We start from the raw sequence: 22,929 nt of genomic DNA, 5'->3' as shown, positions 1-22,929 counted from the left end.
GCCTGCGTCGGCGTCGACGACCTTCCCTACGTCAGCGTTCTCGACATCAAGATTCGCCCCGCCGCCGCCGGCGGTTGGTCACGAGCCCGGCCGGTAGCGCCGCTCGACATGGCCCTTGAGGTCCTCCGGGTAGAAGTAGACGGGCCGGAGGTTGCCGCTCGCGTAGCGTTCGACCTGGTCGTTGAAGTGCGGCGAGTCCGGGTGGCCGCTCGCGCCGCCCGCCGTCACGGCCCAGGCGCGCAGCCTCGGTCCGAACTCCACGACCGCCACGAAGCTGTTGCCGCTGGTGCCGTAGTAGCGCTTCGTTCCCGGGTAGCGCCTCGCCCCGAACGAGGCGAGCGAGCCCCACTGCGCGGAGGTGAAGGGCACCGGGCTGCTCGGCTTGGCGTCGTCGAACGTCTGGACGATCGCGCCGTCGTTGCGCTGGAAGCGGTTGATCTCGCCCCAGGGCACCTGCCAGCTGCCGAAGTCCTGCGTCAGCCGGTCCGCCGCGGCCTCGAGCGCCGTGAGCCGCTGCGCATCGGTGGCGCGCTCGGCCAGGTAGTCCCACATCGACATGCCCGCGTCTCGGGCCGCCTGGGCCAGGGGCGCCCAGAGCGCCTCCCCCCAGAACACCGCCAGCGACGTCGCGGTCGACTGCGCGCTCCAGCGGTGGTCCCAGTCGCGCAGCAGGCCGATCGGGCCGGCGAGCCCGGCCTTCTGCTGGTCGCCCTCGGGCAGCTTGTCCCAGGCCGCCACCAACCCGGGCACGAGCCGGGCGAAGGCGGTGAGGTAGGTGTCGAAGGCCGCTGCGATGAGTGTCTCCGGGGTGAAGTCGTTGCGCGCGCTGAGCACCCGGATCGCCTGCGGCCCGCGTGGGTTCTCCCCGGCCTGGTCGAAGTAGCGCGGATAGTCGGCGGCGTCGGGGCTGTCCGGGCCGGCCGCGGTCCAGGGCCAGTTGTTCGTGTTGAACGCCCAGCCGTTTCTCGGATTCACCGCTTGCGGGAGACTCCGGAGGCTGTGCAGTCCACGCCAGTCGGTCGCCGGGTCGCTGCCGTCGACGGGCCTGCGGTAGTCGAAGCGATCGTCGCGGACTGGCATGAACTGCGGCACCAGGAAGGCGATCTCACCCTTTGAGTCGGCGAAGAGCGTGTTGTTCGAACTGTTTGCCTTGAGCCCCGCCACCTGGATGAAGTCCGCGTAGTCCCGCGTCTTGGTGCGCAGGAAGCTCTGCTGCAACGCCTCGACGGGCCTGTTCATCAGCGCGAACGCGATCCATTTGCCGTCCGCTTCCCGGACGATCGGGCCGTGGTGCGTGGCGAGGGTGGAGAAGCTGCGCCGAGCGCGTCCGCCATCCGCCGTGCGGTACGACAGCGTGATCGTCTTCGTTCGCACCGGCCGCAGGGCGTCGCCGTAGCGGTAGGAGTGCCGTCCATCTGCGCCGGTCACGATCGTCTCGGCGAACTCGTCGACGTTGTCGACGCCGCTCGACGTGTGCATCCAGCCGGTGTTCGGGTTGAAGCCCTGGTAGATGAAGAACTGCCCCCAGGTGGCCGCGCCGTAGGCGTCGAGCCCTTCCCGGCTCGTCACATGCTGCTCGGAGCGGAAGAAGAAGCTGGTGTGCGGGTTGATCAGCAGCAACGCGTGGCCGTTTCGGGTGTGGCTCGGCGCGATCGCCATGCCGTTCGAGCCGCTGGGTTCGCGGAACAGCAGCCCGCGCTCCTCGTCGGTCATCGGTACCGTGCGCCCGCTGTAGAAGGCTTCGAGCTGCGAGAGCGGCACCCGCTCGATGTCGCCGCCGATGCTGCCCTCGGAGAAGCTCAGCGGCATCCACGGCTCGAACCGCCTGATGACGCGCGGCTGCACCTCGGGGTGGGTCGCGAGGTAGTAGTTCAGCCCGTCGGCCCAGGCCTGCATCAGCTTGCGCAGCCAGGACGGGCAGTGCGCGTACTCCCGCTTCAGCGCCTCGGGGTCGACGTACAGTCGCTGGCGCAGGTCCTGCCAGATGGCACTCTCGCCCTCGGCCTCGGCGAGCCGACCGAGGCTCACCAGGTAGTTTCGCTCGATCCGGTTGAAGTCGTCCTCGGCCTGGGCGTACATCATTCCGAACACCGCGTCGGCGTCGGTCTTGCCCACCACGTGCGGGATGCCCCAGTCATCCCGGGTGATCGTGACGTGCGCGGCCTGCCTGCGCCAGCGGGCGACGTCGGGCGCGGTCCGCGCGGGAGCGGCGGTGGCACCGGACGGCAGCCCCGCCGCGACCACCGTGGCTCCAGCGGCCAGTCCGGCTGCTCCGCCCAGCATGCGGCGCCGGCTCAGCCCTTCGTTCTGCGGGTGGTTCATGAATGGGTCCACCTTTCTCGGGGGGTGCGGGGGATCGTGCCGGCTTGCCCGATCGGCGCGGTGGGGGCCGCGCCCGAGGGCGGTCGCTGGCACCACGGGTGGACCCCGACCCGGTGGCCGGCGCGCCCCGCACGTCGAGAGCGGGCCCGCTCCTGGCTGCGCCGCGCCCGCCGCGGGGATCACCGCCGCCGGCGCGGCGGCGCCCGCCACCCGTACCCCGATACCTCGGTGTGATGGACGGGTCACGGGTTTCGCACACTCGACGGTCGATCCCTACCGGACAGACGTGGTCGCGGTGCCGACCACCCGTGTGCTCGGGTGGCCGGACGTGGCGACGCGGTCGGAGGACTGGTCGGAGAGCTGCTCGGTGGCCGGGTCGCGGCCGTTCGGCCAGGGCACGGCAACGATCATCGCCGCCTCCTGGGTCGCTTGGTGATCAACCGTCACCAAGATGACTACCACTCGATCTGCCGCACCGCAATAGACATCCGAGGATGGTTTATGGGAGGCATGCGCCACGACGGGTGTGGTCGGCCGTCGCACCAGCCGTGCGGTCGCGGTCAGCCGGCGCGGCGGGAGCGGGCCAGGGCCAGACCACCGAGGGCCGCGGCGATCAGCCCCACCACCAGGGCGACGTAGGCACCTCCTCGTCCGTTGCCGGTGCCGATGCCACTGTCGGAGGTGGCCACGACCAGACCGCCGAGGGCGATGCCGATCAGCCCCACGGCCAGGGCCAACATGGCTCCGAGTCGCCCGTTGCCGGTGCCGAGACGACTGGTGGGGCGGGCCAGAGCCAGCCCACCGATGATCACGCCGGCCAGCCCCAGCATGGCGGCCACGGATGCCCCGAGTCGCCCGGCGCTCATGGTGTCGACGCCGGCGGCGATCGGCTGGGCCGAGGCGTGCGCGGCCGCCGGTACGGCGAACCCGAGACCTCCGATCAGGACGGCTCCGGCAGCGGCAAGGACAAGTCGGACTGACATCGGGGCTCGTGATGGGCGCATGTTCCGCTCCTCTTTCGTACGTCTTGACAGGAGCCTGAGCATGTCGCCGCGAGCGCCGCCGGTCGTCCCGCAGCCGGATGCACTTCGCGCTGCCGCCGGTGACGCACCGCGCTGCCGCGGACGCCGTAGGCGCCGCGTAGGTACTGCGTGTGCGGTAGGTGCCCGCTCCTCCGCGAGCAGGAGTCGCCCGGCGGCGACATCCGGCTATGGTGCGCGCATGAGCACAGGACGGGCCGCGGTCAGCGATTGGGCGATCGCGCTCGGCGTGGCGGCGGTGCTGCTGGTCGCCGGGCGGTCCGGGGACCACCCTGCGGCGGGTATCGACCTGCTCGGCTATGCGCTGTTGGCGGCCGGCGGCCTGGCGCTGTCGGCGCGCCGCCGGGCTTCGGTGCCCGTCCTGGCCGTCACCGGGCTCTGCGCGGTGGGCTACCAGGCGGTCGGCTTCGACGTGCCCGCCGTCGCGTTCCTGTTCGCGGTGTACGCCGCCGTGCGGGCGGGCCACCGTGTCGTCACGGTCGTGGTGGCTGTGCTGATGCTGGCCGCTCTCCCGCTCGCGGCCCTCGCCCTGCCGCAGGACATGTCCGTGGGGGAGGCGCTCGCGCGGGCCCGGGGCGCCCTCGAGCTGGCGTGGCTGGTCGCCGCCGGCGCCGCGGGTGAAGCACTGCGGCAGGCCGAGCGGCGGGCGGACGAGGCCGAGCGCACCCGGGAGGAGACCGCGCGGCGGCGCGCCGACGAGGAGCGGCTGCACATCGCGCGCGAGCTGCACGACTCGCTCACCCACCAGATCTCCATCATCAAGGTGCAGGCGGAAGTGGCCGTGCACCTGGCCCGCAAGCGTGGAGAGCAGGTGCCGGAGGCCCTGCTGGCGATCCGCGAGGCCGGTCGTGAGGCGAACCGGGAACTGCGCGCGACCCTGGAGACGCTGCGCGACGACGACGCGACCCCGTCGCACGGGCTCGACCACCTCCCGGAACTGGTGGAACGGGCGCGCTTGACGGGTCTGGACGCGACGTTGACGATCGAGGGACAACGGCACGACGTGCCGGCCGCGGTGGACCGGACGGCCTACCGGATCGTTCAGGAATCCCTCACCAACATCGCCCGTCACGCCGCCGCCGCCACGGCGTCGGTCCGGGTCGACTACCGTCCGGACGCCCTCGCGATCCGGGTCGACGACGACGGCAGGGCCACGCCGGACGTTGCCCCGATTCCCGGCGTCGGGCTGCTCGGGATGCGCGAACGAGTCACCGCCCTCGGCGGTCGCCTCCGCGCGGAACCACGCAACGAGGGCGGCTTCAGCGTCCTCGCCGAACTCCCCATGGGCCGTACGTCATGATCCGCGTCCTGCTGGTCGACGACCAGCCGCTCCTTCGCAGCGGCTTCCGCGCGCTCCTCGATGTCGAGGACGACATCGAGGTGGTGGCCGAGGCCGGCGACGGGCAGGAGGGCCTGGCTCTCGCCAGGGAGCACCTGCCTGACATCGCGCTCATCGACATCCAGATGCCGGTCATGGACGGCATCGAGGCGACCCGTCGCATCGCCGCCGACCCGGCCCTGGCGCGGGTGCACGTCGTCATCCTGACCAACTACGGCTTTGACGAACACGTCTTTCACGCCCTGCGCGCCGGGGCCGCCGGATTTCTCGTCAAGGACATCGAGCCAGAGGACTTCCTGCACGCCATGCGTGTCGCCGCCCGCGGCGACGCGCTGCTCGCACCGGCCATCACCCGCAAGCTGATCAACCGGTACGTCACCGAGCCGCTCCACACCGCCGCCGACGCAGACCTGAACGGGCTGACCAACCGCGAACGCGAGAGCGTCGCCCTCGTCGCGCAGGGCCTGTCCAACGACCAGATCGCCGAACGGATGGTGATCAGCCCACTGACCGCCAAGACCCACGTCAACCGGGCCATGACCAAGCTCCACGCCCGGGACCGTGCCCAACTCGTGGTCCTCGCGTACGAATCCGGCCTGGTGACACCACGCAACCGGTGAGGTCCCCCTCCCGCAGGAGGCCGGGCGCCGCCCTTGCGGACGCGGCCGCCGCAGCACCGGTGCCAGAAGTCCGTCACCCGTTCTAGGCTCTGCTCTGGGTCAAGCCACGTGCCCGACACGATCCCGAGTCTCGGGAGGTCCGCACGTGACCGGTGATCCAGCTACCGCAGGGGCCGCGAAGGCCCGCCTGGTGTCCATCTGGGCACAGGTTTGCGGAGGCTGGCAGCCCGCCCCGATCTGGGCACGGTGCGGCATCCCCTCGCGGTGGTCGCAACCGCCACGACGCCACGACAGCCCCGGTCGGCGTCCTTCTGGCGGACGGTCCACCTCGGCACACCATCGGTGATCGTGACCGCAGCCGGAACAGCACCCACATCGGACCGCAGAGGATGCTCATGATCACCACCTCGACGGGTCGGCCCACGCCGACGAACACCCCGACCGCCGACGGCACCGCATCCGAGTCGTAGGCCAGCCACCTCCTCACCGCAATGGTCACGCTGCCGGCCGGTCATCCGGCCAGGCCGGCCGCTCGGGATCGCGCCATCGAGGCCTGGCTCCCGCTGGCCCATCACCTCGCCCGGCGTTACAGCGGCCGCGGCGAACCCGGCGACGACCTGCCGCAGACGGCAGCCTTGGGGCTGATCAAGGCGATCGACAAGTTCGACCCGTCGCGTGGAATCGACTTCGCCAACTACGCGATCCCCACCATCGTTGGGGAGATCAAGCGCCACTTTCGCGATCGCACCTGGGACATCCGTGTTCCCCGGCGGCTGCAGGAGCGGCGCATGGCCATCGCCGAGGCCAACAACAGCCTCACCCCCCTGTTGGGCCGCTCGCCGACCGTCGCCGACATCGCCGGACACCTGGACCTCACCGAGGAGGAGGTCCTCGAGGGGCTGGAAGGCGCCCGCGCCTACAACGCGGTCTCACTGTCCACCCGTTCGGCGATGGCACCACGTCCAGGGAGTTGGGCGACATGCTCGGCGGCGAGGACAACGACCTCGCCCTCGCTGAGCTGAGGGTGGCTCTCGTGCCAGCGCTCGGCACCCTGACTGACCGGGAGCGGAAGATCATCGCACTGCGCTTCCACGGCAACCTGACCCAGCAGGAGATCGCCGAGCAGGTCGGCGTGTCACAGATGCACGTCTCCCGGCTACTGGCCCGGGCGCTGGCAAAGCTGAGGGTCCAGCTGACCGCCACCTCGTGAGGGGTGCGCGGGCGGGACTCGATCCACAGCGTCGGGCTGCGGCTCACCGGCTGCTCACCGGAGGGGAGGTGAACCGACCGCGGCGTGGCGGGTGTAGGTGCCCAACCGGTGGGTAGGGGGTCGCCATGCTGAAGCGTGCGGTGTGGCAAGGGCTGGTCGCCGGGTTGGCGGGGGCGGCGGTGATGACCGCGGCGGAGAAGCTGGAGCAGCGGTTGACCGGGCGGCCCGACTCGTACGTGCCGGCCCGCGTACTGGCACGGCTCACGGGCATGCCGGAGGCACCGAAGCGTCAGCCGCGGTGGCGGAACCTCACGATGCACTACGGGCAGGGTGCGCTCGTGGGCGCGTGCTGCGCAGCACCATGGCGCAGGCTGGCCTGCGGGGTCCGTGGGCGTCGGGAATGTTCACCGTGGTGCGGTTGACCAGCGATCAGATCCTGGAGAACGCCACCGGCGTGGGGGCCCCGCCGCAGACCTGGCCACGCTCCGAGCAGGCCGTCGACGTACTGCACAAGTCCGTCTACGGATTCGTCACCGGGGCGGTCGCGGATGCCCTCGCCGCCCGCGACGGCGCCGGCCCCGGCCAGCGGCACGCGGCGTTGCGTCCCGGTCGCCGTTCCGACGTCGGCCCGCTGCCGCGCGGTGCCGCCCATGCCGTGTCGGGACGACGGAGGTAGGGCCTGTACCGGGGATCGGGTCTCCGGTAGGTGGTCAGCGACCAGCGCGCCGCGGAAGAAGCTGTCACTGGGCGGTGGTCTGTGCCGCCAGCAGGTCCAGCACGGCGTGGAGGTCTCCCGTGCGCTCGAGCGTTCGGCGCTGCCGTCGGGCGCCCGTGCCGTCGCGGCGTAACCTGCCCAGTTGGGCCAGCACGTAGCCGAGGTTGCCGTGGCGCAGGAGCGCGGGTGCGACGGTGGCGAAGAGTTCGTCGATGAGGTCCCAGGCCGGGCGGGCTCCGCCGGCGCGCAGGTCGATGAGGGTGCCCTCGAGCCCGTCGTGCGCAGCCCGCCAGTGGGCGGCGGAGACCAGGCAGCCTCGGACGCGGGGCGCGGCGATTCCGGCGTTGATGTCCTCGATCACGGTCGCGACCAGCGCGCGGACCAGCCCGGCGACCAGCACGGTGTCGTCGACGGTGGGGCACACGTCGCCGACCCGGATCTCCACTGTGGGGTAGGCGGCGGACGGGCGGGCGTACCAGTAGACCATCGCCTCGTCGAGCATAACTCCGGCCGTGACCAGCGCGGCGACGGTCTCCTCGTAGTCGGCGGCAGAGGTGAAGTGCGGGGTGGGGCCGATGCTGGGCCAGCGTTCGAGTTGCATCGAGCGCCAGCTGGCGTGGCCGCTGTCGACCCCGTCATGCAGGGGTGAGTTGACGGTGATGGCTTGAATGACCGGCATCCAGACCCGCAGGTGGTTGCACACCTGCACGGCGAGTTCCCGGTCGGGGATGCCGACATGGATGTGGCAGCCGCAAACGGCGGGGTCGTGTGCGACGGGTCCGTAGCGGTCCGACATGGCGTGGTAGCGCGGCCTGTCCGGCACCGAGCGGTGTGGCTCCGCGACGGGGGTCGCACCGACCGCCACCAGGCGGGCGCCCAAGTTCACGGCGGCCCGCGACGCGGCCCCGCGCAGCTCCACGAGCTGGTTCCGGAGCTCGTCGAGGTCCGTGCAGACGGGCGTGACCATCTCGATCATGCTGTGCCGGAACTCCTGGCGGCTCAGTTGGCGGGCGTCGCCATGCAGGGCGGCGAGGACCTCGTCGGCCACCGGCATGTTCACGCCCGTCTCCGGGTCGAGGAGCAGGTATTCCTCCTCTACGCCGAGCGTCAGCACGTCCGTGCCGGGTCGGGCGGCGGTGGTGGTGGCCGTGGGACGTTGCGTCATCGTGCGTCCGCTCCTGTCGAGGCCAGAGTGAGGTCGCCGCGATTTCCCGGTTCTCAGGCGGACAAACCCGGCAGGGCCCACTGGATGCTGGTCACATCCCGTCACCCGGCTGGCGTGGTCACCGGCTGTCTCCGGCCCCCCGTCCCGGCCTCCTACCTCCGGGAGACCGGGAGCGGCGTGCGTACGCCCGCGTCAATCCAGGGCGTCCTTCACCTTCTTGACCACGTTGGTGACTCCCTGGGCGTGCGCCCCGGCGGCGTCACCGGTCTTGCCCGGGCCCCGGGAGCCGTCGTAGGTGGCGTACGGCTTGGGATCGGGCGGCGGGGGCAGAGCCGTGTCGTCGGTGAGTGGCGTCGCCTCCGGCAGATAGGTCAGGTCCGGTCCGCCGATGAGGCTCGGCCCCTGCCCGACGCCCCGTACGCCCGTTGGGCCGAACTGCTGGGCCTGCACGGAGTTCGGGTCACCACGCCCGCCGAGGTCGACGCGGCCTGGGATCACGCCCTGTCGGCGGACCGGCCCACGCGCATCGAGGCGATGGTGGATCCGGCGATCCCGCTGCTCCCGCCAGCACAACCGTACGAGAAGGTCGAGGCGATGTACCAGGCGCTCGGCCGCGAGGACACCGACCTGGGTCGGCGGGCGTTGGCGCACCTGCGCCGGGAGCGTGCCACGGAGGGCATCGACGACCCGCGGTGACGGCTGCGAAATGCGATGACTGTTGGTTGTTTGCTCGGACCAGGACGGGAGAACTGTGACGATCAGAGGTGGAGGGGGAGCGTCGACGACGGGAGCGCGGAATGGTCGACCGGATCGCTGATCCCTGGGGTGAGCGGACCCCGTACGGGCCGGGGCAGGAGTGGCCGGTCCGGGTGGACCGGTTCCTCGACGGTGACCGGACCGAGGCTGACGTCGATCGGTGGGCCCAGTCGGCGTCGGTGCTGCACTCCAACGGGGACGCGATGGACATCGCGGTCGCCGGCGGCAGGATCGTCGGAGTGCGTGGCCGCGCGGTCGACCGGGTCAATCGGGGACGGCTCGACCCGAAGGACCTCTACGGCTGGCAGGCCAACCACAGCGCGGACCGGCTGACCCGTCCGCTGGTCCGCGACGGCGACCGCCTGGTGGAGACGGACTGGGACACGGCGATGGGCCGGATCGTCGTCCGCTCGAAGGAACTACTGGACGGACCGGGCGGGTGGGGTCACTTCGGCTTCTACACAACGGGGCAGTTGTTCCTGGAGGAGTACTACACGCTCGGGGTGATCGGAAAGGCCGGCCTGGGCACCCCGCACATGGACGGCAACACCCGGTTGTGTACCGCCACGGCCGCGGCGGCGCTGAAGGCCAGCTTCGGCACCGACGGGCAGCCGGGCTCGTACACCGACGTCGACCACTGCGACGCGATCGCGCTGTGGGGCCACAACGTCGCCGAGACCCAGACGGTGCTCTGGATGCGGATGCTCGACCGGCGGCGTGGGCCGAACCCGCCGGCGATGCTCGCGGTCGACCCGCGGGCCACCCCGGTCGCGCGGGAGGCCGACCTGCACCTCGCCGTCCGTAACGGCACGAACATGGCCCTGATGAACGGGCTGCTCCGCGAGATCATCCAGCGGGGTTGGTACGACTCCGACTACGTCGACGCGCACACCCTCGGGTTCGAGGAGCTGTGCCGGACGGTCGACGGTTATCCACCCAGCCGGGTGGCTGACATCTGCGACGTCCCGGCCGTCGACGTGGAGCGCGCCGCCGAGTTGCTCGGCACCTCCCAGCGGCTGCTGTCGACGGTTCTTCAGGGCTTCTACCAGTCCAACCAGGCCACCGCCGCCTCCTGCGCCGTCAACAACGTGCACCTGCTCCGGGGCATGATCGGTCGCCCGGGCGCGGGGATCTACCAGATGAACGGCCAGCCCACGGCACAGAACACCCGGGAAACCGGCGCTGACGGCGACCTGCCCGGCCTCCGGAACTGGGACAACGAGCAGCACGTCGCGGAGCTGGCACGGCTGTGGAACGTCGAGGTCGACACCATCCCGCACTGGGCGCCGCCGACGCACGCCATGCAGATCTTCCGGTACGCGGAGCAGGGCTCGATCAAACTGCTCTGGATCTCCGCCACCAACCCGGCGGTATCCCTGCCCGACCTGTCGCGCATCCGGCGGATCCTCCAGCAGCCGGAGCTGTTCGTGGTGGTGCAGGACCTGTTCCTGACCGAGACCGCTGAGCTGGCCGACGTGGTGCTGCCCGGTGCGACCTGGGGTGAGAAGACCGGCACCTTCACCAGCGCCGACCGCACCGTGCACATCTCGGAGAAGGCCGTCGACCCGCCCGGTGAGGCCCGCGCCGACCTGGACATCTTTCTCGACTACGCGCGGCGGATGGACTTCCGCGACCGCGACGGCGCGCCGCTGATCCGGTGGACCGCGCCGGAGGAGGTGTTCGAGGCGTGGAAGGAGTGTTCCCGGGGGCGGCCCTGCGACTACAGCGGCATCACCTACGAGCGGCTGCGCGGCGGCTCCGGCATCCAGTGGCCCTGCAACGACGACCACCCCGACGGCGCCGAGCGGCTCTACACCGACGGCCGGTTCAACACCGACCCCGACTACTGCGAGACGTACGGCCAGGATCTCGCCACGGGCGCCGAGTTCACTGAACCCGAGTACCGCGCCAAGGAGCCGAAGGGACGGGCGTTCCTGCACGCCGTCGACTACCAGCCCTCACCGGAGGTGCCCGACGAGGAACACCCGATGCTGCTCACCACCGGGCGTACGGTCTACCAGTTCCACACCCGTACAAAGACCGGCCGAGCCCCACAGCTCAACCAGGCCGCCCCGGAGGTGTGGGTGGAGCTCAACCCGGCCGACGCCGACCGGCTCGGCATCGTCGAGGGTGACCTGGTCGGCGTCTCCTCCGCTCGCGGCGCGATCCAGGCGCGCGCCCGGCTCTGCGGCATCCGCCCCGGCGTGGTGTTCCTGCCGTTCCACTACGGCTACTTCGACCAGGACCCGGCCGAGCGCACACCGCGCGCCGCCAACGAGCTGACCATCACCGCCTGGGACGCGGTCTCCAAGCAGCCCCTCTTCAAGGTGGCCGCCGTCGCGGTGGCGAAACTCGCCGACGGGCGGGGCGTACCCTCGCCGGCGCCGACGGTCGGCGGCAGTGAGCCGCCCCCGGACGCCGACGTGCCGCCGACCGTCGGCGGACCGGCCGCCCAGGCGACCAGCGGGAAGGAGTGAGTCATGCACCTCGCCCACTACCTTGGCCTGCTGCACCGCGCACAGGTCAACCTCGCGGACGCGTTCCGGCAGGTCGCCGAGGCCCATGCCGACGAGCCCGACATCCAGCACCTCTGCCAGCAGCAGGCCCAGCGCTGCGACGCCCACGCCGAACGCCTGCAGCCGTTCGCCGCCCGCTACGCCGAGGAGGCACCCGCCGAACCGGACCGGCTGCACTCGCAGCTGTTCACCGGCACCCGTACCGGCGGCCTCGGAATCCTGCGTGACCTGCAGGACCTTTACCTGATGGCAGCCGAGTGCGACATCGCCTGGACCGTCGTCGGACAGGCCGCCTACGGAGTTCGGGACGAGGACCTGCTCGCGACGGTGCAGGGCTGCGAGGGGGAGACCGCGATCCAGCTCAAGTGGCTGCGTACCAGGATGAAGCAGTCCGCTCCGCAGGCCCTCGTCGTCGCCGACTGACGGCCGCCGGCCACGCCAGCCCGCACAGGCCGCTCGCCCGGCCCAAGCATGGCCAGGACGCAGGCGGGTAGCGCAGGTGGGCCGGAAGCCGATCAAGGAGACGACCATGACGATCACCATGTCGATGCTGGAGACCTATCCGAAGTCGATCAACCTCGACCGGGCGAAGCTGGCGGCGACCATCGACGCGCTCAACGAATGCGCGCAGGCGTGCACGGCGTGCGCGGACGCCTGCCTGAGTGAGGACAGCGTCGCCGAGTTGACCAAGTGTGTGCGTACCGACCTGGACTGCGCCGACATCTGCACCACCACCTCCCGGGTGCTGTCCCGGCACACCGGCTATGACGCCAACATCAGCCGCACCCTGCTGGAGGCCTGCGCCACCGTCTGCAGGTCCTGTGGTGACGAGTGCGCCCGGCACGCGCAGATGCACGAACACTGCCGAATCTGCGCCGATGTGTGCCGGGCCTGCGAGCAGGCCTGCCGCGACCTGCTGGCGACCATCAGCTGAGCGCGCGGAGGCGGTCGGCGAGAGTGTCGCGGAAGAAGTCGAGGAAACCGTCGGGGTCCGGGCCGGCGTTCTGCAGCACGAGATGGTCGAAGCCCGCGTCCACGTACTTCCGCACCGCCTGCACGTGGGTGTCGGGGTCGGGGCCGACCGCGAACTGCTGTCGGATGTCGTCCTCGGTGACCGTGCGGGACGCGGCGTCGAAGTTGACCGGATTGGGCAGCTCACTCATCACCTTCCAGCCGGTGACCGCCCACCGGCTGGTCTGCCAGGCCGCCTGCACCGCCTGCTGCTCGTCGGGGGCCCACGCCACCGGCACCTCGGCGTAGCGGGGCCCCGTGCCGCCGCCGTGCCGGTACGCCTCCACGAGGCCGGGCTCGGGCTCGGTGGCGAACAGGCCGTCGCCGAGGTCAGCGGCGATCGCCACCGACGCGGGGCCGCTGGCCGCGACGGCGATGACCGGCGGCTGCTCCGGCAGGTCGAACACCCGCGCGTCCTCCAGCTGGAGGTGCTTACCCTCGTAGGACTGGTAGCCACCGGACCACAGCAGCCGGATGATCTCCAAGGCCTCCCGCAGCCGCTCGTGCCGCCCGCGCGCGCTGGGGAACCCCTGGCCGACGACGTGCTCGTTGAGCCGCTCGCCGGCGCCCACGCCGAGGGTGAACCTGCCGTCGGAGACGATCGCCAGAGTGGCGGCCGCCTGCGCGATGATCGCCGGGTGGTAGCGCACCGTCGGGCAGGTCACCCCCGTGGCCAGGCCGATCCGCTCGGTCTGCGCGGCGATCGCCCCGAACACCGTCCAGGTGAACGACGCGTGGCCCTGGACATCCAGCCACGGGTGGTAGTGGTCGCTCATCTCCACGAAGTCGAAGCCCACCTGCTCGGCGCGGACCGCCTGCCGGATGATCTCCTTCGGGCCGAATCCCTCGGTGGACAGCTTGTACCCGATCCGCATGCCGTTCTCCTTGACCGGTCCGTGCGGTTCCTGTCCGTCACCCTCTCACCGATCGGGCTCCGAGAAGCGGGGTTCCGCTGGCCGTCAGTCGGGCAGGGTGATGCCGCCGATCGGGGCGAGCACCTCGCCGGTGTAGTAGGACGACAGTTGGTCGCTGGCGAAGAACACGTACGAGGGAGCGATCTCGTCCGGTTGCGCGGCGCGTCCCATCGGCATCTGCTGGCCAAACTCCTGCACCTTGTCCGCGGGGAACGTGGCGGGGATCAGGGGCGTCCAGACCGGCCCGGGGGCGACACAGTTGACCCGGATCCGCTTCTTGATCAGGGATTGGGCGAGGGAGTAGGTGAGGGCGATGATCGCGCCCTTGGTGGCCGAGTAGTCGATCAGGTGGCCATTGCCCTTGAGCCCGTTGATCGAGGCCGTGTTGATGATCGCCGAGTTCTCCGGTAGGTGGTCGAGGGCCGCCTTGGTCACCCGGTAGTAGCGGCGACTGCCGCATGGCCGGGCGAAGGTCTGGGCCAATTGGACGACCTCGGTGAGGGCCCGCGGGGCCCGGCCATAGATGTTCAGCGCGCCGACCACCGCCTCCTGGATGGGCAGCGCCACCGACAGAGAGCTCGCGGCGCCGGTGGCGCGTGCGCTCGCCGCCCAGGCCGGCCAACGGCGCTCCGTGGCCACGTCCTCGACCCGTCCAGGCACGGGCCGCGGCCCTGCTCGTACTGCAACTCGTCGAGCCGCAACGCCAGGTCGCCGGTGTACGCCGCGGTGTACGACCTGGAGCCCTGAATCAGGGTCACCGACACGTCCTCCGACCCGGGCGCCGTCTGTTTGGCGATCTCCGTGATCCTGACCAGGACGGTGTTCAGGCTCGCTTCGCCGTACCGGATCGTACCCAGCTCGATGAGGGCCTGGGTGAGATCGAGGGGGGCCTGTGGCATGCGTCTGGCGTCTCTGTGGAACGGGCGCGGTCGACCTCGAACGAAGCTGGACAGCGCGGGGCGGGGGCCCGCGTGCGAACGGACCGCTGTACGAACCCGACGTGGGGTCAGGACCGGCGCCGCTGCTTGACGCTCGTTCACGACGTACAGACGCGCTACAGGAGAGCATTTTACGATCCGCGTCGCACGGAGGGGCACTCGGGCCAGCACGTGTTGCCGGTCTGGCGGTTGGGCTCCGTCCCGTGCGCCGGAGTGCGGAACCCGGCGCCACTACCGATCGGCTGGAGACACCTGGCACCCCTCGACCGGGTTGTCGGCACGTGCCGTCCCGTGTCGCTGAGCCTCGGGCGCAGCAGGTCCCGAAGGAGATTTCGTCCTCCGGCGAGGGCTACGGCGAGGGGGATGGTCAGGCTGGTCAGCGCCAGGGCGGCGATGGTCCAGCCGGGCAGCCCGGCGACGAGCGCGACGACGGTCAGCGCGGTGAAGATCGCCAGCTTGCGGCGGGTGCGCGACAGTGAGACGAGGGTTGGCGTGGCGACGGAGGACACGATTGCTCCCTTCAGGATCACAGGACGACGAGCAGGGCGGCACCAACGGCTGCTGCCGGCACGGTGGTGATGACGGTGGCCAGCGCAGCCGAATGCCGGCGCATCGCGGCAAGCGGGATCAGTGCGTCTCCGTCCTGGCTGATCGCGTTGGCGACCAGGGTCGGTAGCGGCAGGCCGCCGCTGACGTAGAGAGCGGTGAAGACGATCTGCACGGCACAGCCGGGGATGAGTCCGATCCCGGCGCCGACCAGCACACCGATGATGCCGGTCACGGCCAGCTGTGAGCCGTCGAAACCGGTGGTGGTGGTCAGCACCTGCCAACCGAGGTAGGCCGCGGCGACCCAGACGGTGACGAAGGAGGCCTCGTGGGCGCTGTGCCGCAGCGTGGCGCCGATGGAACGGGCGTGCGCGGTCTCCAGGGTGTCGTCGGCCAGCCGCCCCCGCCCGGCGGCGAAGATGAGCGCCGCGGTCAGCGTGCCGAGCACACCGAGCGCCAGGTACGGGTCCACCCCGCCGAGGGCCTGGGTCAGCGCGGCCGGGTCGACGAGCTGGAACACGACCGGTACGGACACGGCGAAGGCCGGTGTGGTCAGGCCCCAGAATGCCGTCGACGCGGGCACCCGGGGCAGGAGCCCGCCGAGCAGGCGTTGGGACGCGGCCAGGTTGAGCCCACTGGCGGAGGCGAGGCCGACCGGTGCGGCGGTTGGCGCGAGCTTCGGCCGGCGCTGGGTGGCCCGAGCCGGATCGATGCCGAGAGCGTCGACGACGTATCCGGTGACCAGGCCGACGGCGAACAGCAGGGCGTGCAGTTTCAGCGCGAAGGCCGGGTTCCAGGCGAGCACGACCCACGATGAGTCCCCCATGGTGGCGGTCAGTGCGGCGACCACGGTGCCGAAGGAGACCTTGCCGCGGGCGTACAGGGGCATGAGGACGATGGCGCCGCCGCAGCCGGGGCTGACGCCGAGCAGCGCGCCGACCAGTGGGCCGAGCCGGCGTCGCCGGGTCAGCCCATCGGTGACCCGATCCCCGTAGCGCCAGCGCAGCGCGCCGAACAGCGCCACCATGACGGCGACGTACACGCCGACCTGCATGAACGCGTCAGCGAGTGGACGGAGGACGAGTTCGGTCACGGCGCACCTCCTGCGCGTACGACGGCGGGCCGGTCCGCCCGGCAAACCGGGCGACCCGGCGAGATGGGGTCAGGTGACCTTGCTCTTGACCTTGTTGACGACGCCCTGCGCCATGCCCGGGTTGGTGCCGTACAGGCGGGGGTCGCCGGGTGCGAGCATCGGTTCGGGGGCGTGGGCGCGGGGGCTGTGGTCGTAGGTGAATTCGCTCTTGCCGTCCGGGGTGGGGCCGGAGGCCCAGCGGCCTTCGGCGGCGTCCTGGCCGGGGGAGAAGTCGAGGTAGGTGTAGCTGTATTCCTTGGTGAACTCCTGGGAGTCGGTGAAGGCGTCGGGGACTGGCATTTCTTCCAGGCCGTCCTGTTTGAGTTGTTCGATGGCGGCCATCCACATGTTCTGGTGCATGGTGTCGCGGGCCAGCAGGAAGCGCAGCATCTGCTTGACGCCGGGGTCGTCGGTCATGTTGAACAGGCGGGCGACCTGCAGGCGGCCCTGGGCCTCGGCGGTGACGTTGAGTTGGAAGTCGGCCATCAGGTTGCCGCTGGCGGTGATGAACGCGGCGTTCCAGGGCACGCCGTTGCTGTCGGTGGGCAGCGCGCCGCCGCCGCCGTGGATGAAGTGCGCCGGGTTGGACCCGCCGTAGATCGCGGCGACCATGGGGTTGTCGTCGGCGGCTTCCTGCAGGGACAGGGGGGCGTTCTCCAGCAGGCGGGTGATCATGGTGGCGATCATCTCGACGTGGCCCATCTCCTCGGTGCCGACGTCGAGCAGCAGGTCCTTGTACTTGCCGGGCAGCCGGCAGTTCCAGCCCTGGTAGAGGTACTGGTTGGCGACGGTCATCTCGCCCCACTTGCCGCCCAGGATCTCCTGCAACCGGCGGGCGAACGCCGCGTCCGGGCCGTCCGGCTTCGCCTCGAACTGCAGGTCCTTGATGTGGCTGAACATTGGTCCTCCTCGGTGCCGTTGGGGTTGGCAAGGAGACTTCCCGCCGAGGTGGCCCACCCGGGCCAACTGGCGGCCCCGCCGGGCCAACCGTGGGCACGTCGGGGGCAGCACCGATCGCCTTCCGAAGATCGCGGCAGGCGCGCAGAGACGTTCGCCGTCGGCGGCGACGAGCGGGTGAGCGGTGAGCGGGACCGGTTGATCACTGTCGGCCGCTGCAGCACCGTGGAGGCATCGCTGACCGGGCTGCGGCGCCTTCCCGGTCCGTCGCGGCTCACAAACCGGACGGCCAGGCCACGGCGAAGGAAGCCTCGGCCGGCGCCGGGTCCGTCAAACACCGGGCAGCGCGGACACCCGGGGAACCTGGGCGACGGGCCGCGCTGTCTGGGCGCCAGGGCGGTGGCCGCGGCCCGGACAGAGATTCGTCAGGGTGCCGGTCGCCGCCAGGATCGTGATGACACAGGGGGCGGCGTCGCGCAGGATCAGCTGCACCTGGGCGTGGGCCGCGGTGTTCTGCGTGCGCAGCAGGGCGCTGATGCCATGGGCGCTGAAGAAGGTCACGCTGGAGAGGTCGAGCACGAGTCGTGCGGGCAGCCGACCAATCGCGTGTTCAGTCAGATCGGTGATGAGATGCGCGTTGCTCATGTCGACCTCACCGCTGACGGTGATCACGGTCGCGGGCCCAACGGTGTCCAGGGACAGCGTCATGATCGGTTCGGCGGGCGGGATCTGACGCCGGGTGGAGTGCTCAAGGGTCGACATCGCGGCTCCCGATGGTGCATCGGTCAGGTCGGCTTCGCCACCGCGTCGGGCTCGGTGGCGACCTGGGCGCATGTCTTGACCCGCTGATCACCCTACCTGCCGTTTCGGCCGTCGGCACCTGCGCCTGACGACGTGTCGGGGCTGCCGCCGCGTTGATCAACATCCCCGCGCGTGCCAACAGTGGTGACGCTGCTCCGGGCACGGTGAGGTGCCCACCGACCCTTCACGCGGAGGGTGCCTCGGGATCGGAGAGGAGTAGATTGGCACTCCTGTAGCCCGCATCCGCCGGTATCGGGTGCGGCGAACCGGCGTCGAGAGCCTGGCGTCGTCCGGCTCCGCCCCGGTGGGTCCGTGCAGCGGCTCGCCACCCGCGAGCTGCCACCCGCGTGCCCACGGCTTTGGCCTACCACCGGCGCGCCGGTCGTGAGGACCTGACGCCATGACGCGGCCGCCCCTGGACCCCACCGACGCCTTCGCCGAACTCGGCCGCATCAAACTCGACGAGAACAGTCTGGACGATGTCCTGCAGCGCGTCGCCGAGCTCGCCAAACGCGCCCTGCCGATCCCGGTGGAGGTGTCGGTCACGCTGGTGCGCGGCGGGACCGGGCATACGGCCGCGTTCACCGACGAACTGGCCCGCGACCTCGACGAGCGGCAGTACGCGCACGGCCGCGGCCCGTGCCTGGAGGCGGCCGCCAGCGGTAACGTCCTGTCCGTCCCGGACCTGACCGCGGACGACCGCTGGCCGGACTGGGCCCAACGTGGCCGCCAGGCCGGAGTGGGTAGTTCGGTGTCGATCGGTCTGCCGATCCAGGAGGCGGTCGTCGGAGCACTCAACGTCTACGCGCACATGCCGCACGCCTTCGACGACGACTCGGTGTCGATCCTCAAGACGTTCGGCGCGTACGCCGCGGTCGCCCTGGCCAACGCCCAGCTCTACGACAGCACCGCCACTCTCGCCCGGCAGATGCAGGAGGCGATGACGAGCCGAGCGGTCATCGAGCAGGCCAAGGGCATCATCATGGCCGAGCGACGCTGCAGTCCGGCGGAGGCGTTCACGATCCTGTCCAAGGTGTCGCAGGACTCGAACCGTAAGGTCCGCGAGGTGGCCCAGGCCCTGGTCGACCGGGCGGCCCGGACGTCCGGCGTCTGACCCCGCCGACGGTCAAGTGGCTTCGGTTGTGGTGTGCGGAGAGGTGACGGGCTTGGATTCGGGGGAGGCGTGCTGGCGCAGGAAGATGCTCAGCACGATCAGCGCCCCGACGGCGAGGAACTCGCTCTGCCAGTTCTGCATCGACTGGAACCAGAAGTCACTGGTGCCTAGAAACCGCCAGGCACTGATCGGGGCAGCGCCACTTTCCAACATCTGCTGCTCGTTGTAGTCGGCTGTACCCCCGAGCAGATGACCGATGAACGACCCGCGAAGATCATCAGCAGGGCGATGGACAGGCTGTTGCGGTAGATCACCAACGGAAGGCCGCCCACCCGCACCGGCCAGGGTGAGTCGGTGGTGGCGTTCTCCGCCCGATCCTCCTCGCGGTCGCCCTGGTTCACCGGCTTCGACTCGGACGAACCCTGCTGCACCAGGTACGCGGTGAGCAGAACATAGCCGCCCATCTGCAGGAACTCCGACTCCCAGTTCTCGAAGGTCGCCTCGGCGAAGTGCCCGGTGCCCAGGTACGCCAGATACGACAACCCTTCCCTGCCGTACCGGGTCAGTTCTTCGTTGTGAACGTGCCAACCAAACACGCTCTGGAGCGCAAGGAAGATCACGAAGGCGCCCAGCATCGCGACCGTCAGGCCGTGCTTTCGCAGTTCACGCCACATGCGGTCTCCTCGCGCCGGGTCCGGTCGCTACGCGTACGGCGGTCTCCCGGCGGTGAGTGGGGGAACCGCCGGGCAACCCTGGTGTTCGGCCTGCCTGCTTGGATAATGGATCCGCCATGGATAACCGCCATCTGGTCCTAGTGGACACCGACATCGGCAATGACATCGACGACGCGGTGTGCCTCGCCTATCTGCTGGCGCAGCCGCGCTGCGATCTGCTCGGCATCACGACGGTCACCGCCGAGCCGGAGCAGCGGGCCGCCCTCGCCAGCGTGCTCTGCCAGGTGGCGGGCCGCCACGTGCCGATCTACCCCGGGGCGGCGGCACCGTTGGCCAGCGCACCGGTCCAGGGCGCACCGCCGCAGGCCGCCGCGCTCGCACGATGGGATCACGACAGTTCGTTCCCCGCTGGCGAGGCGGTGGAGTTCCTGCGGCGGACCATCCACGCGCACCCGGGTCAGGTGACGCTGCTGGCGATCGGCCCGCTGACGAACGTCGCGCTGCTGTTCGCCGTCGACCCGCAGATTCCCTCGTTGCTGCGGTCGCTGGTCATGATGGGCGGGGCGTTCGCCGCCGGGTCCGGCCCGGAGTGGAACATCCACTGTGATCCGCATGCGGCGGCCCGCGTCTACGCCGCGGCGGTACCGGTCCACCGCTCGATCGGGCTCGACGTCACGAACCAGGTCCGAATGAAGGCCGACGAGTTTCTCCAGCGGTGCGACGCCCCGCTGCTGCGCCCGGTGGCCGACATGGCCGCGTCCTGGTTCGCCGACCGGCCGGAGGTCACGTTTCACGACCCGCTGGCGGCGGCGACGCTCTTCGATTCTTCGCTCTGCTCCTTCGCCCCCGGCGAGGTGGCCGTCAGGTGCGAGGGCGGGCCGGCGGCGGGCACCACGACCTGGCGGCCCGCCGACGACGTCGAGTCTGGTGCGGAGGCAGGCTACGGCGCCCGGTCGGGCCGCCTTCCGGCGTCGCACGAGGTCGCGCTCGACGTGCGGGAGCAGGCCTTCCTCGACCACTACTTCGCGGTCGTGGAGGCATTCCCGTCCACCGGCGTACCTGAGTGACGCGACCGCCGGTACTGCAGTCACGCCGTGTAGTCGGGACGGGCCGACCGCGGCGAGCTGCCTGGTGACCCACGGCGTGGCGACGGCACCGCACCTCGTGGAGAACACGGGCGCCGACGGTCTCGTGGTGTTCAAGTTCTTCGGGCCGGACATCAACGACGACACTCCAGTCATTCCGGTGTCCGCAGTCGCGTGACACGCCCTCGTCCGGGTGTTCGGCCTGGCGGTGCGGGCGGGAATGCAACCGTTGGTGGTCGGCGGCGCGTGTCGCATAAGGGGGTGGCCGGGCCGCGCCATCCTCGCGACCGATCAGCGGAGGAAAGCTCATGACGTCAGCGCAGCCGGCCATCACTCGACGCGCTCTGCTGGGGGCGGCGGTCGTTGTGCCATTGGCCGGTTGCACGGAGCGCGACAACCCGCCGGCCGCCTCTTCCTCCGCCTCCGCCTCTGTCTCGCCTTCCTCCGCGCCGATCTCTCCCGCGACGGCCTCGCCCAACGACCATCACGATCACCTGGCCTCGTTGGAACGAAAGTTCGACGCGCGCCTCGGCGTGTACGCACTGGCCACCGGCACCGGGGCCACGATCGCCCATCGGGCGGACGAACGGTTCCCGTTCTGCTCGACGTTCAAAGGGCTCGCTGCGGCAGCGGTGCTGCATCGTCATCCGCTGTCAGATCTGAGCAGCGTCGTCCGGTACACCAGGGACGATCTCATGGAGAGCTCCGTCATCACCCGGCAGCATGTGGCCAGGGGGATGACGCTCCGTCAACTGAGTGACGCCGCAGTCCGCTACAGCGATGGCACGGCCGGCAATCTCCTGCTGCGTGACCTGGGCGGGCCGAGAGAGCTGACGGCGTACGTCCGTGGCCTCGGCGACACGGTCACCCGGATGGATCGGATCGAGCCGGCGGTCGCCAGTGCCATCCCGGGGGACCCGCGGGACACGACCAGCCCGCGAGCGTTGAGCACCAACTACCAGCACATCGTGCTGGGGGAGGCCCTGCCACCTGACAAGCGGGCCTTTCTTCGTGACCTGCTGGAGCGCAACGCCACCAGCGTCGGTGCGCAACGGATCCGGGCCGGTGTGCCGCGGGGCTGGACCGTGGCTGACAAGACCGGGACCGGCGGCTACGGCACCGTGAACGACATAGGTGTCGTATGGCCCCCGGCAGCCGCGCCACTGGTCATCGGAATCATGTCGAGCAAGGCCGAGAAGGATACGGAGCATGATCAGGCGCTCATCGCTGAGGCCGCCGCGTATGTGGTTGCCACGCTGACCTGATATGACCACAGCGCCGGAGGTCGCTCGGTCCCGGCGGTCAGGGGCGCGCCGGGTATTGAAGCGCGGTGAGCAACTGACCGTGCAGGTTGGCGTTGGAGTACAGGCCACCGCCTTGATCGCCCGCATGTCCGCCGGTCCGATCGGTGAAACGCCCGCCCGCCTCCTCGACGAGCAGAATCCATGGCGCGTGATCCCAGATGTGGTATCGCTCGACCAGGAAGGCGTCGATCTCGCCACGAACGAGCTCGACGAGCGGGAGGGGGCTTGCCGGTGAGCGGGCCACGCCCGGTGGGAGTCGGGCTGTGGACGCGTCGTCCAGAGCATCGATCCGCGCATCAGCCACCAGCGAAGTGGTGCTGACTTCCAGGCGCTTCGACTCGGCCTCCTCGCGTGGCCAGGACGACTCGAAGGAACCGCCGCCTCGGGTCGCCCACCAGCAGCGTCGCAGCGCAGGAGCGGTGACGACCGCGAGCTCAGTGATCCCGGCAACCTCCAGCGCGATGTGAACTCGCCAGTTCGGGTCACGCCGACTGAAGAACGACGTGCCGTCGACCGGGTCGATGATCCAGACCCGATCGGACTCACCGAGTCGACCAAGTTCCTCGCCGAGGAGCGCATCTTCCGGCCGCGCCGCGGACAACGTCTCGCGAAACAGTCGCTCGACTGCCCGGTCGGCTTCCGTGACTGGTGTGCCGTCGGCCTTCAGCGTTGCCGAAACGCCAGACTCGAAGTGAGCGAGCGCGAGGTCCGCCGCCAGATCCGATGTGTCGAACGCGAGTCGCAGGTCATCAGCGTTGTCCACGACCGACGACGCTAACAGCCCGGGCCACCCGCCCTCAACGTGCCGGCGAGCAGCCGTGGCAGTTGTT

General features: G+C 70.5%; 23 protein-coding genes and 2 pseudogenes. 12 read left to right on the top strand and 13 right to left on the bottom strand.

What is annotated here, in order from left to right:
- Positions 1–78: 78 nt before the first annotated feature.
- From BUS84_RS12425 to BUS84_RS12420, 3 genes are all read right to left on the bottom strand, one after another.
- Positions 79–2,322, bottom strand: coding sequence for a penicillin acylase family protein (locus BUS84_RS12425; RefSeq protein ID WP_208869593.1), 2,244 nt, complete (start codon positions 2,320–2,322; stop codon positions 79–81).
- A 273-nt stretch (positions 2,323–2,595) separates the two neighbouring features.
- Entirely contained in the window at positions 2,596–2,733 is a 138-nt protein-coding gene (locus BUS84_RS38215; RefSeq protein WP_159451015.1) for a hypothetical protein, read from the bottom strand.
- 149 nt (positions 2,734–2,882) lie between these two features.
- Positions 2,883–3,305, bottom strand: coding sequence for a DUF6223 family protein (locus BUS84_RS12420; protein WP_074311525.1), 423 nt, complete (start codon positions 3,303–3,305; stop codon positions 2,883–2,885).
- A gap of 238 nt (positions 3,306–3,543) precedes the next feature.
- On the opposite strand from BUS84_RS12420, the gene BUS84_RS12415 reads away from it, so the two are divergent.
- The 4 genes and pseudogenes from BUS84_RS12415 to BUS84_RS39840 all read left to right on the top strand — a co-directional run bounded on the left by BUS84_RS12415 (position 3,544) and on the right by BUS84_RS39840 (position 7,207).
- A complete protein-coding gene (locus tag BUS84_RS12415; protein ID WP_074311523.1) occupies positions 3,544–4,662 on the top strand; it encodes a sensor histidine kinase in 1,119 nt (372 codons plus the stop codon).
- A complete protein-coding gene (locus BUS84_RS12410; RefSeq protein WP_074311521.1) occupies positions 4,659–5,321 on the top strand; it encodes a response regulator in 663 nt (220 codons plus the stop codon). The genes BUS84_RS12415 and BUS84_RS12410 overlap by 4 nt, the downstream gene beginning before the upstream one ends.
- 491 nt (positions 5,322–5,812) lie before the next feature.
- Positions 5,813–6,531 (top strand): annotated as a pseudogene (locus BUS84_RS12405) (SigB/SigF/SigG family RNA polymerase sigma factor).
- Positions 6,532–6,877: 346 nt separating this feature from the next.
- Positions 6,878–7,207: a hypothetical protein gene (locus BUS84_RS39840; protein ID WP_244298493.1), complete on the top strand. Its 330-nt coding sequence runs from the start codon at positions 6,878–6,880 to the stop codon at positions 7,205–7,207.
- Between the two features lie 64 nt (positions 7,208–7,271).
- Here the strand turns inward: BUS84_RS39840 and BUS84_RS12395 are convergent, their stop codons facing one another.
- Together BUS84_RS12395 and BUS84_RS12390 are read right to left on the bottom strand one after the other, a co-directional pair.
- Positions 7,272–8,411: a carboxylate-amine ligase gene (locus BUS84_RS12395; RefSeq protein ID WP_074311519.1), complete on the bottom strand. Its 1,140-nt coding sequence runs from the start codon at positions 8,409–8,411 to the stop codon at positions 7,272–7,274.
- A gap of 192 nt (positions 8,412–8,603) precedes the next feature.
- Positions 8,604–8,909: a hypothetical protein gene (locus tag BUS84_RS12390; RefSeq protein WP_208869592.1), complete on the bottom strand. Its 306-nt coding sequence runs from the start codon at positions 8,907–8,909 to the stop codon at positions 8,604–8,606.
- A 36-nt stretch (positions 8,910–8,945) separates the two neighbouring features.
- Here BUS84_RS12390 and BUS84_RS39020 point away from each other — a divergent pair, with 36 nt between their 5' ends.
- From BUS84_RS39020 to BUS84_RS12370, 4 genes are all read left to right on the top strand, one after another.
- Positions 8,946–9,107, top strand: coding sequence for a hypothetical protein (locus BUS84_RS39020; protein WP_208869591.1), 162 nt, complete (start codon positions 8,946–8,948; stop codon positions 9,105–9,107).
- 101 nt (positions 9,108–9,208) lie between these two features.
- Positions 9,209–11,644 (top strand): molybdopterin oxidoreductase family protein, encoded by a 2,436-nt coding sequence (locus tag BUS84_RS12380; protein ID WP_074311517.1) that lies wholly within the window; start codon positions 9,209–9,211, stop codon positions 11,642–11,644.
- A 3-nt stretch (positions 11,645–11,647) separates the two neighbouring features.
- Complete coding sequence (locus BUS84_RS12375; protein ID WP_074311515.1) at positions 11,648–12,106, top strand: hypothetical protein; 459 nt, start codon at positions 11,648–11,650, stop codon at positions 12,104–12,106.
- A 106-nt stretch (positions 12,107–12,212) separates the two neighbouring features.
- On the top strand, positions 12,213–12,617 hold the full coding sequence (locus BUS84_RS12370; RefSeq protein ID WP_074312551.1) for a four-helix bundle copper-binding protein: 405 nt from the start codon (positions 12,213–12,215) through the stop codon (positions 12,615–12,617).
- Here BUS84_RS12370 and BUS84_RS12365 read toward each other — a convergent pair.
- The 6 genes from BUS84_RS12365 to BUS84_RS12335 form a co-directional block, all read right to left on the bottom strand.
- Positions 12,610–13,569, bottom strand: coding sequence for a TIGR03557 family F420-dependent LLM class oxidoreductase (locus BUS84_RS12365; protein WP_074311513.1), 960 nt, complete (start codon positions 13,567–13,569; stop codon positions 12,610–12,612). The genes BUS84_RS12370 and BUS84_RS12365 overlap by 8 nt on opposite strands.
- Before the next feature lie 84 nt (positions 13,570–13,653).
- Complete coding sequence (locus BUS84_RS39835) at positions 13,654–14,268, bottom strand: SDR family oxidoreductase (RefSeq protein WP_244298492.1); 615 nt, start codon at positions 14,266–14,268, stop codon at positions 13,654–13,656.
- A gap of 409 nt (positions 14,269–14,677) precedes the next feature.
- Positions 14,678–15,055, bottom strand: coding sequence for a hypothetical protein (locus tag BUS84_RS12350; protein WP_143728343.1), 378 nt, complete (start codon positions 15,053–15,055; stop codon positions 14,678–14,680).
- A gap of 17 nt (positions 15,056–15,072) precedes the next feature.
- Positions 15,073–16,185 carry a putative manganese transporter gene (locus BUS84_RS12345; RefSeq protein WP_074311507.1) on the bottom strand — a complete coding sequence of 371 codons (1,113 nt, stop codon included), beginning with the start codon at positions 16,183–16,185 and terminating at the stop codon, positions 15,073–15,075.
- Between the two features lie 69 nt (positions 16,186–16,254).
- Positions 16,255–17,124: a manganese catalase gene (locus BUS84_RS12340; protein WP_074311505.1), complete on the bottom strand. Its 870-nt coding sequence runs from the start codon at positions 17,122–17,124 to the stop codon at positions 16,255–16,257.
- 327 nt (positions 17,125–17,451) lie between these two features.
- Positions 17,452–17,883 (bottom strand): STAS domain-containing protein, encoded by a 432-nt coding sequence (locus BUS84_RS12335; RefSeq protein WP_074311503.1) that lies wholly within the window; start codon positions 17,881–17,883, stop codon positions 17,452–17,454.
- Positions 17,884–18,322: 439 nt separating this feature from the next.
- Here BUS84_RS12335 and BUS84_RS12330 point away from each other — a divergent pair, with 439 nt between their 5' ends.
- Entirely contained in the window at positions 18,323–19,036 is a 714-nt protein-coding gene (locus BUS84_RS12330) for a GAF and ANTAR domain-containing protein (RefSeq protein WP_074311501.1), read from the top strand.
- Between the two features lie 12 nt (positions 19,037–19,048).
- Here the strand turns inward: BUS84_RS12330 and BUS84_RS12325 are convergent.
- Positions 19,049–19,671, bottom strand: a pseudogene (locus BUS84_RS12325) (DUF6766 family protein).
- 155 nt (positions 19,672–19,826) lie between these two features.
- Here BUS84_RS12325 and BUS84_RS12320 point away from each other — a divergent pair.
- From BUS84_RS12320 to bla, 3 genes are all read left to right on the top strand, one after another.
- Positions 19,827–20,777, top strand: coding sequence for a nucleoside hydrolase (locus tag BUS84_RS12320; protein WP_074311499.1), 951 nt, complete (start codon positions 19,827–19,829; stop codon positions 20,775–20,777).
- 64 nt (positions 20,778–20,841) lie between these two features.
- On the top strand, positions 20,842–20,973 hold the full coding sequence (locus BUS84_RS40650; RefSeq protein WP_280175115.1) for a hypothetical protein: 132 nt from the start codon (positions 20,842–20,844) through the stop codon (positions 20,971–20,973).
- A 130-nt stretch (positions 20,974–21,103) separates the two neighbouring features.
- A complete protein-coding gene (gene bla / locus BUS84_RS12315; protein WP_084757364.1) occupies positions 21,104–22,060 on the top strand; it encodes a class A beta-lactamase in 957 nt (318 codons plus the stop codon).
- A gap of 37 nt (positions 22,061–22,097) precedes the next feature.
- On the opposite strand, the gene BUS84_RS12310 is transcribed toward bla, so the two are convergent.
- On the bottom strand, positions 22,098–22,862 hold the full coding sequence (locus BUS84_RS12310) for an inositol monophosphatase family protein (RefSeq protein WP_074311495.1): 765 nt from the start codon (positions 22,860–22,862) through the stop codon (positions 22,098–22,100).
- Positions 22,863–22,929 lie beyond the last annotated feature (67 nt).

Origin of the sequence: Micromonospora cremea (assembly GCF_900143515.1) — a bacterium.
GTDB lineage: Bacteria > Actinomycetota > Actinomycetes > Mycobacteriales > Micromonosporaceae > Micromonospora > Micromonospora cremea.
This window is presented reverse-complemented; position numbering and strand designations above follow the sequence as displayed.

Bases quoted from the DNA above. Each gene is read 5' to 3' on its own strand.
- BUS84_RS12415 (WP_074311523.1), top strand. From the start codon at position 3,544: ATGAGCACAGGACGGGCCGCGGTCAGCGATTGGGCGATCGCGCTCGGC.
- BUS84_RS12410 (WP_074311521.1), top strand. From the start codon at position 4,659: ATGATCCGCGTCCTGCTGGTCGACGACCAGCCGCTCCTTCGCAGCGGC.
- BUS84_RS12420 (WP_074311525.1), bottom strand. From the start codon at position 3,305: ATGTCAGTCCGACTTGTCCTTGCCGCTGCCGGAGCCGTCCTGATCGGA.
- BUS84_RS12375 (WP_074311515.1), top strand. From the start codon at position 11,648: ATGCACCTCGCCCACTACCTTGGCCTGCTGCACCGCGCACAGGTCAAC.
- BUS84_RS12365 (WP_074311513.1), bottom strand. From the start codon at position 13,569: ATGCGGATCGGGTACAAGCTGTCCACCGAGGGATTCGGCCCGAAGGAG.
- BUS84_RS12425 (WP_208869593.1), bottom strand. From the start codon at position 2,322: ATGAACCACCCGCAGAACGAAGGGCTGAGCCGGCGCCGCATGCTGGGC.
- BUS84_RS12340 (WP_074311505.1), bottom strand. From the start codon at position 17,124: ATGTTCAGCCACATCAAGGACCTGCAGTTCGAGGCGAAGCCGGACGGC.
- BUS84_RS12380 (WP_074311517.1), top strand. From the start codon at position 9,209: ATGGTCGACCGGATCGCTGATCCCTGGGGTGAGCGGACCCCGTACGGG.
- bla (WP_084757364.1), top strand. From the start codon at position 21,104: ATGACGTCAGCGCAGCCGGCCATCACTCGACGCGCTCTGCTGGGGGCG.
- BUS84_RS12335 (WP_074311503.1), bottom strand. From the start codon at position 17,883: ATGTCGACCCTTGAGCACTCCACCCGGCGTCAGATCCCGCCCGCCGAA.
- BUS84_RS12395 (WP_074311519.1), bottom strand. From the start codon at position 8,411: ATGACGCAACGTCCCACGGCCACCACCACCGCCGCCCGACCCGGCACG.
- BUS84_RS12370 (WP_074312551.1), top strand. From the start codon at position 12,213: ATGACGATCACCATGTCGATGCTGGAGACCTATCCGAAGTCGATCAAC.
- BUS84_RS12330 (WP_074311501.1), top strand. From the start codon at position 18,323: ATGACGCGGCCGCCCCTGGACCCCACCGACGCCTTCGCCGAACTCGGC.
- BUS84_RS12320 (WP_074311499.1), top strand. From the start codon at position 19,827: ATGGATAACCGCCATCTGGTCCTAGTGGACACCGACATCGGCAATGAC.
- BUS84_RS39020 (WP_208869591.1), top strand. From the start codon at position 8,946: ATGGTGGATCCGGCGATCCCGCTGCTCCCGCCAGCACAACCGTACGAG.
- BUS84_RS38215 (WP_159451015.1), bottom strand. From the start codon at position 2,733: ATGATCGTTGCCGTGCCCTGGCCGAACGGCCGCGACCCGGCCACCGAG.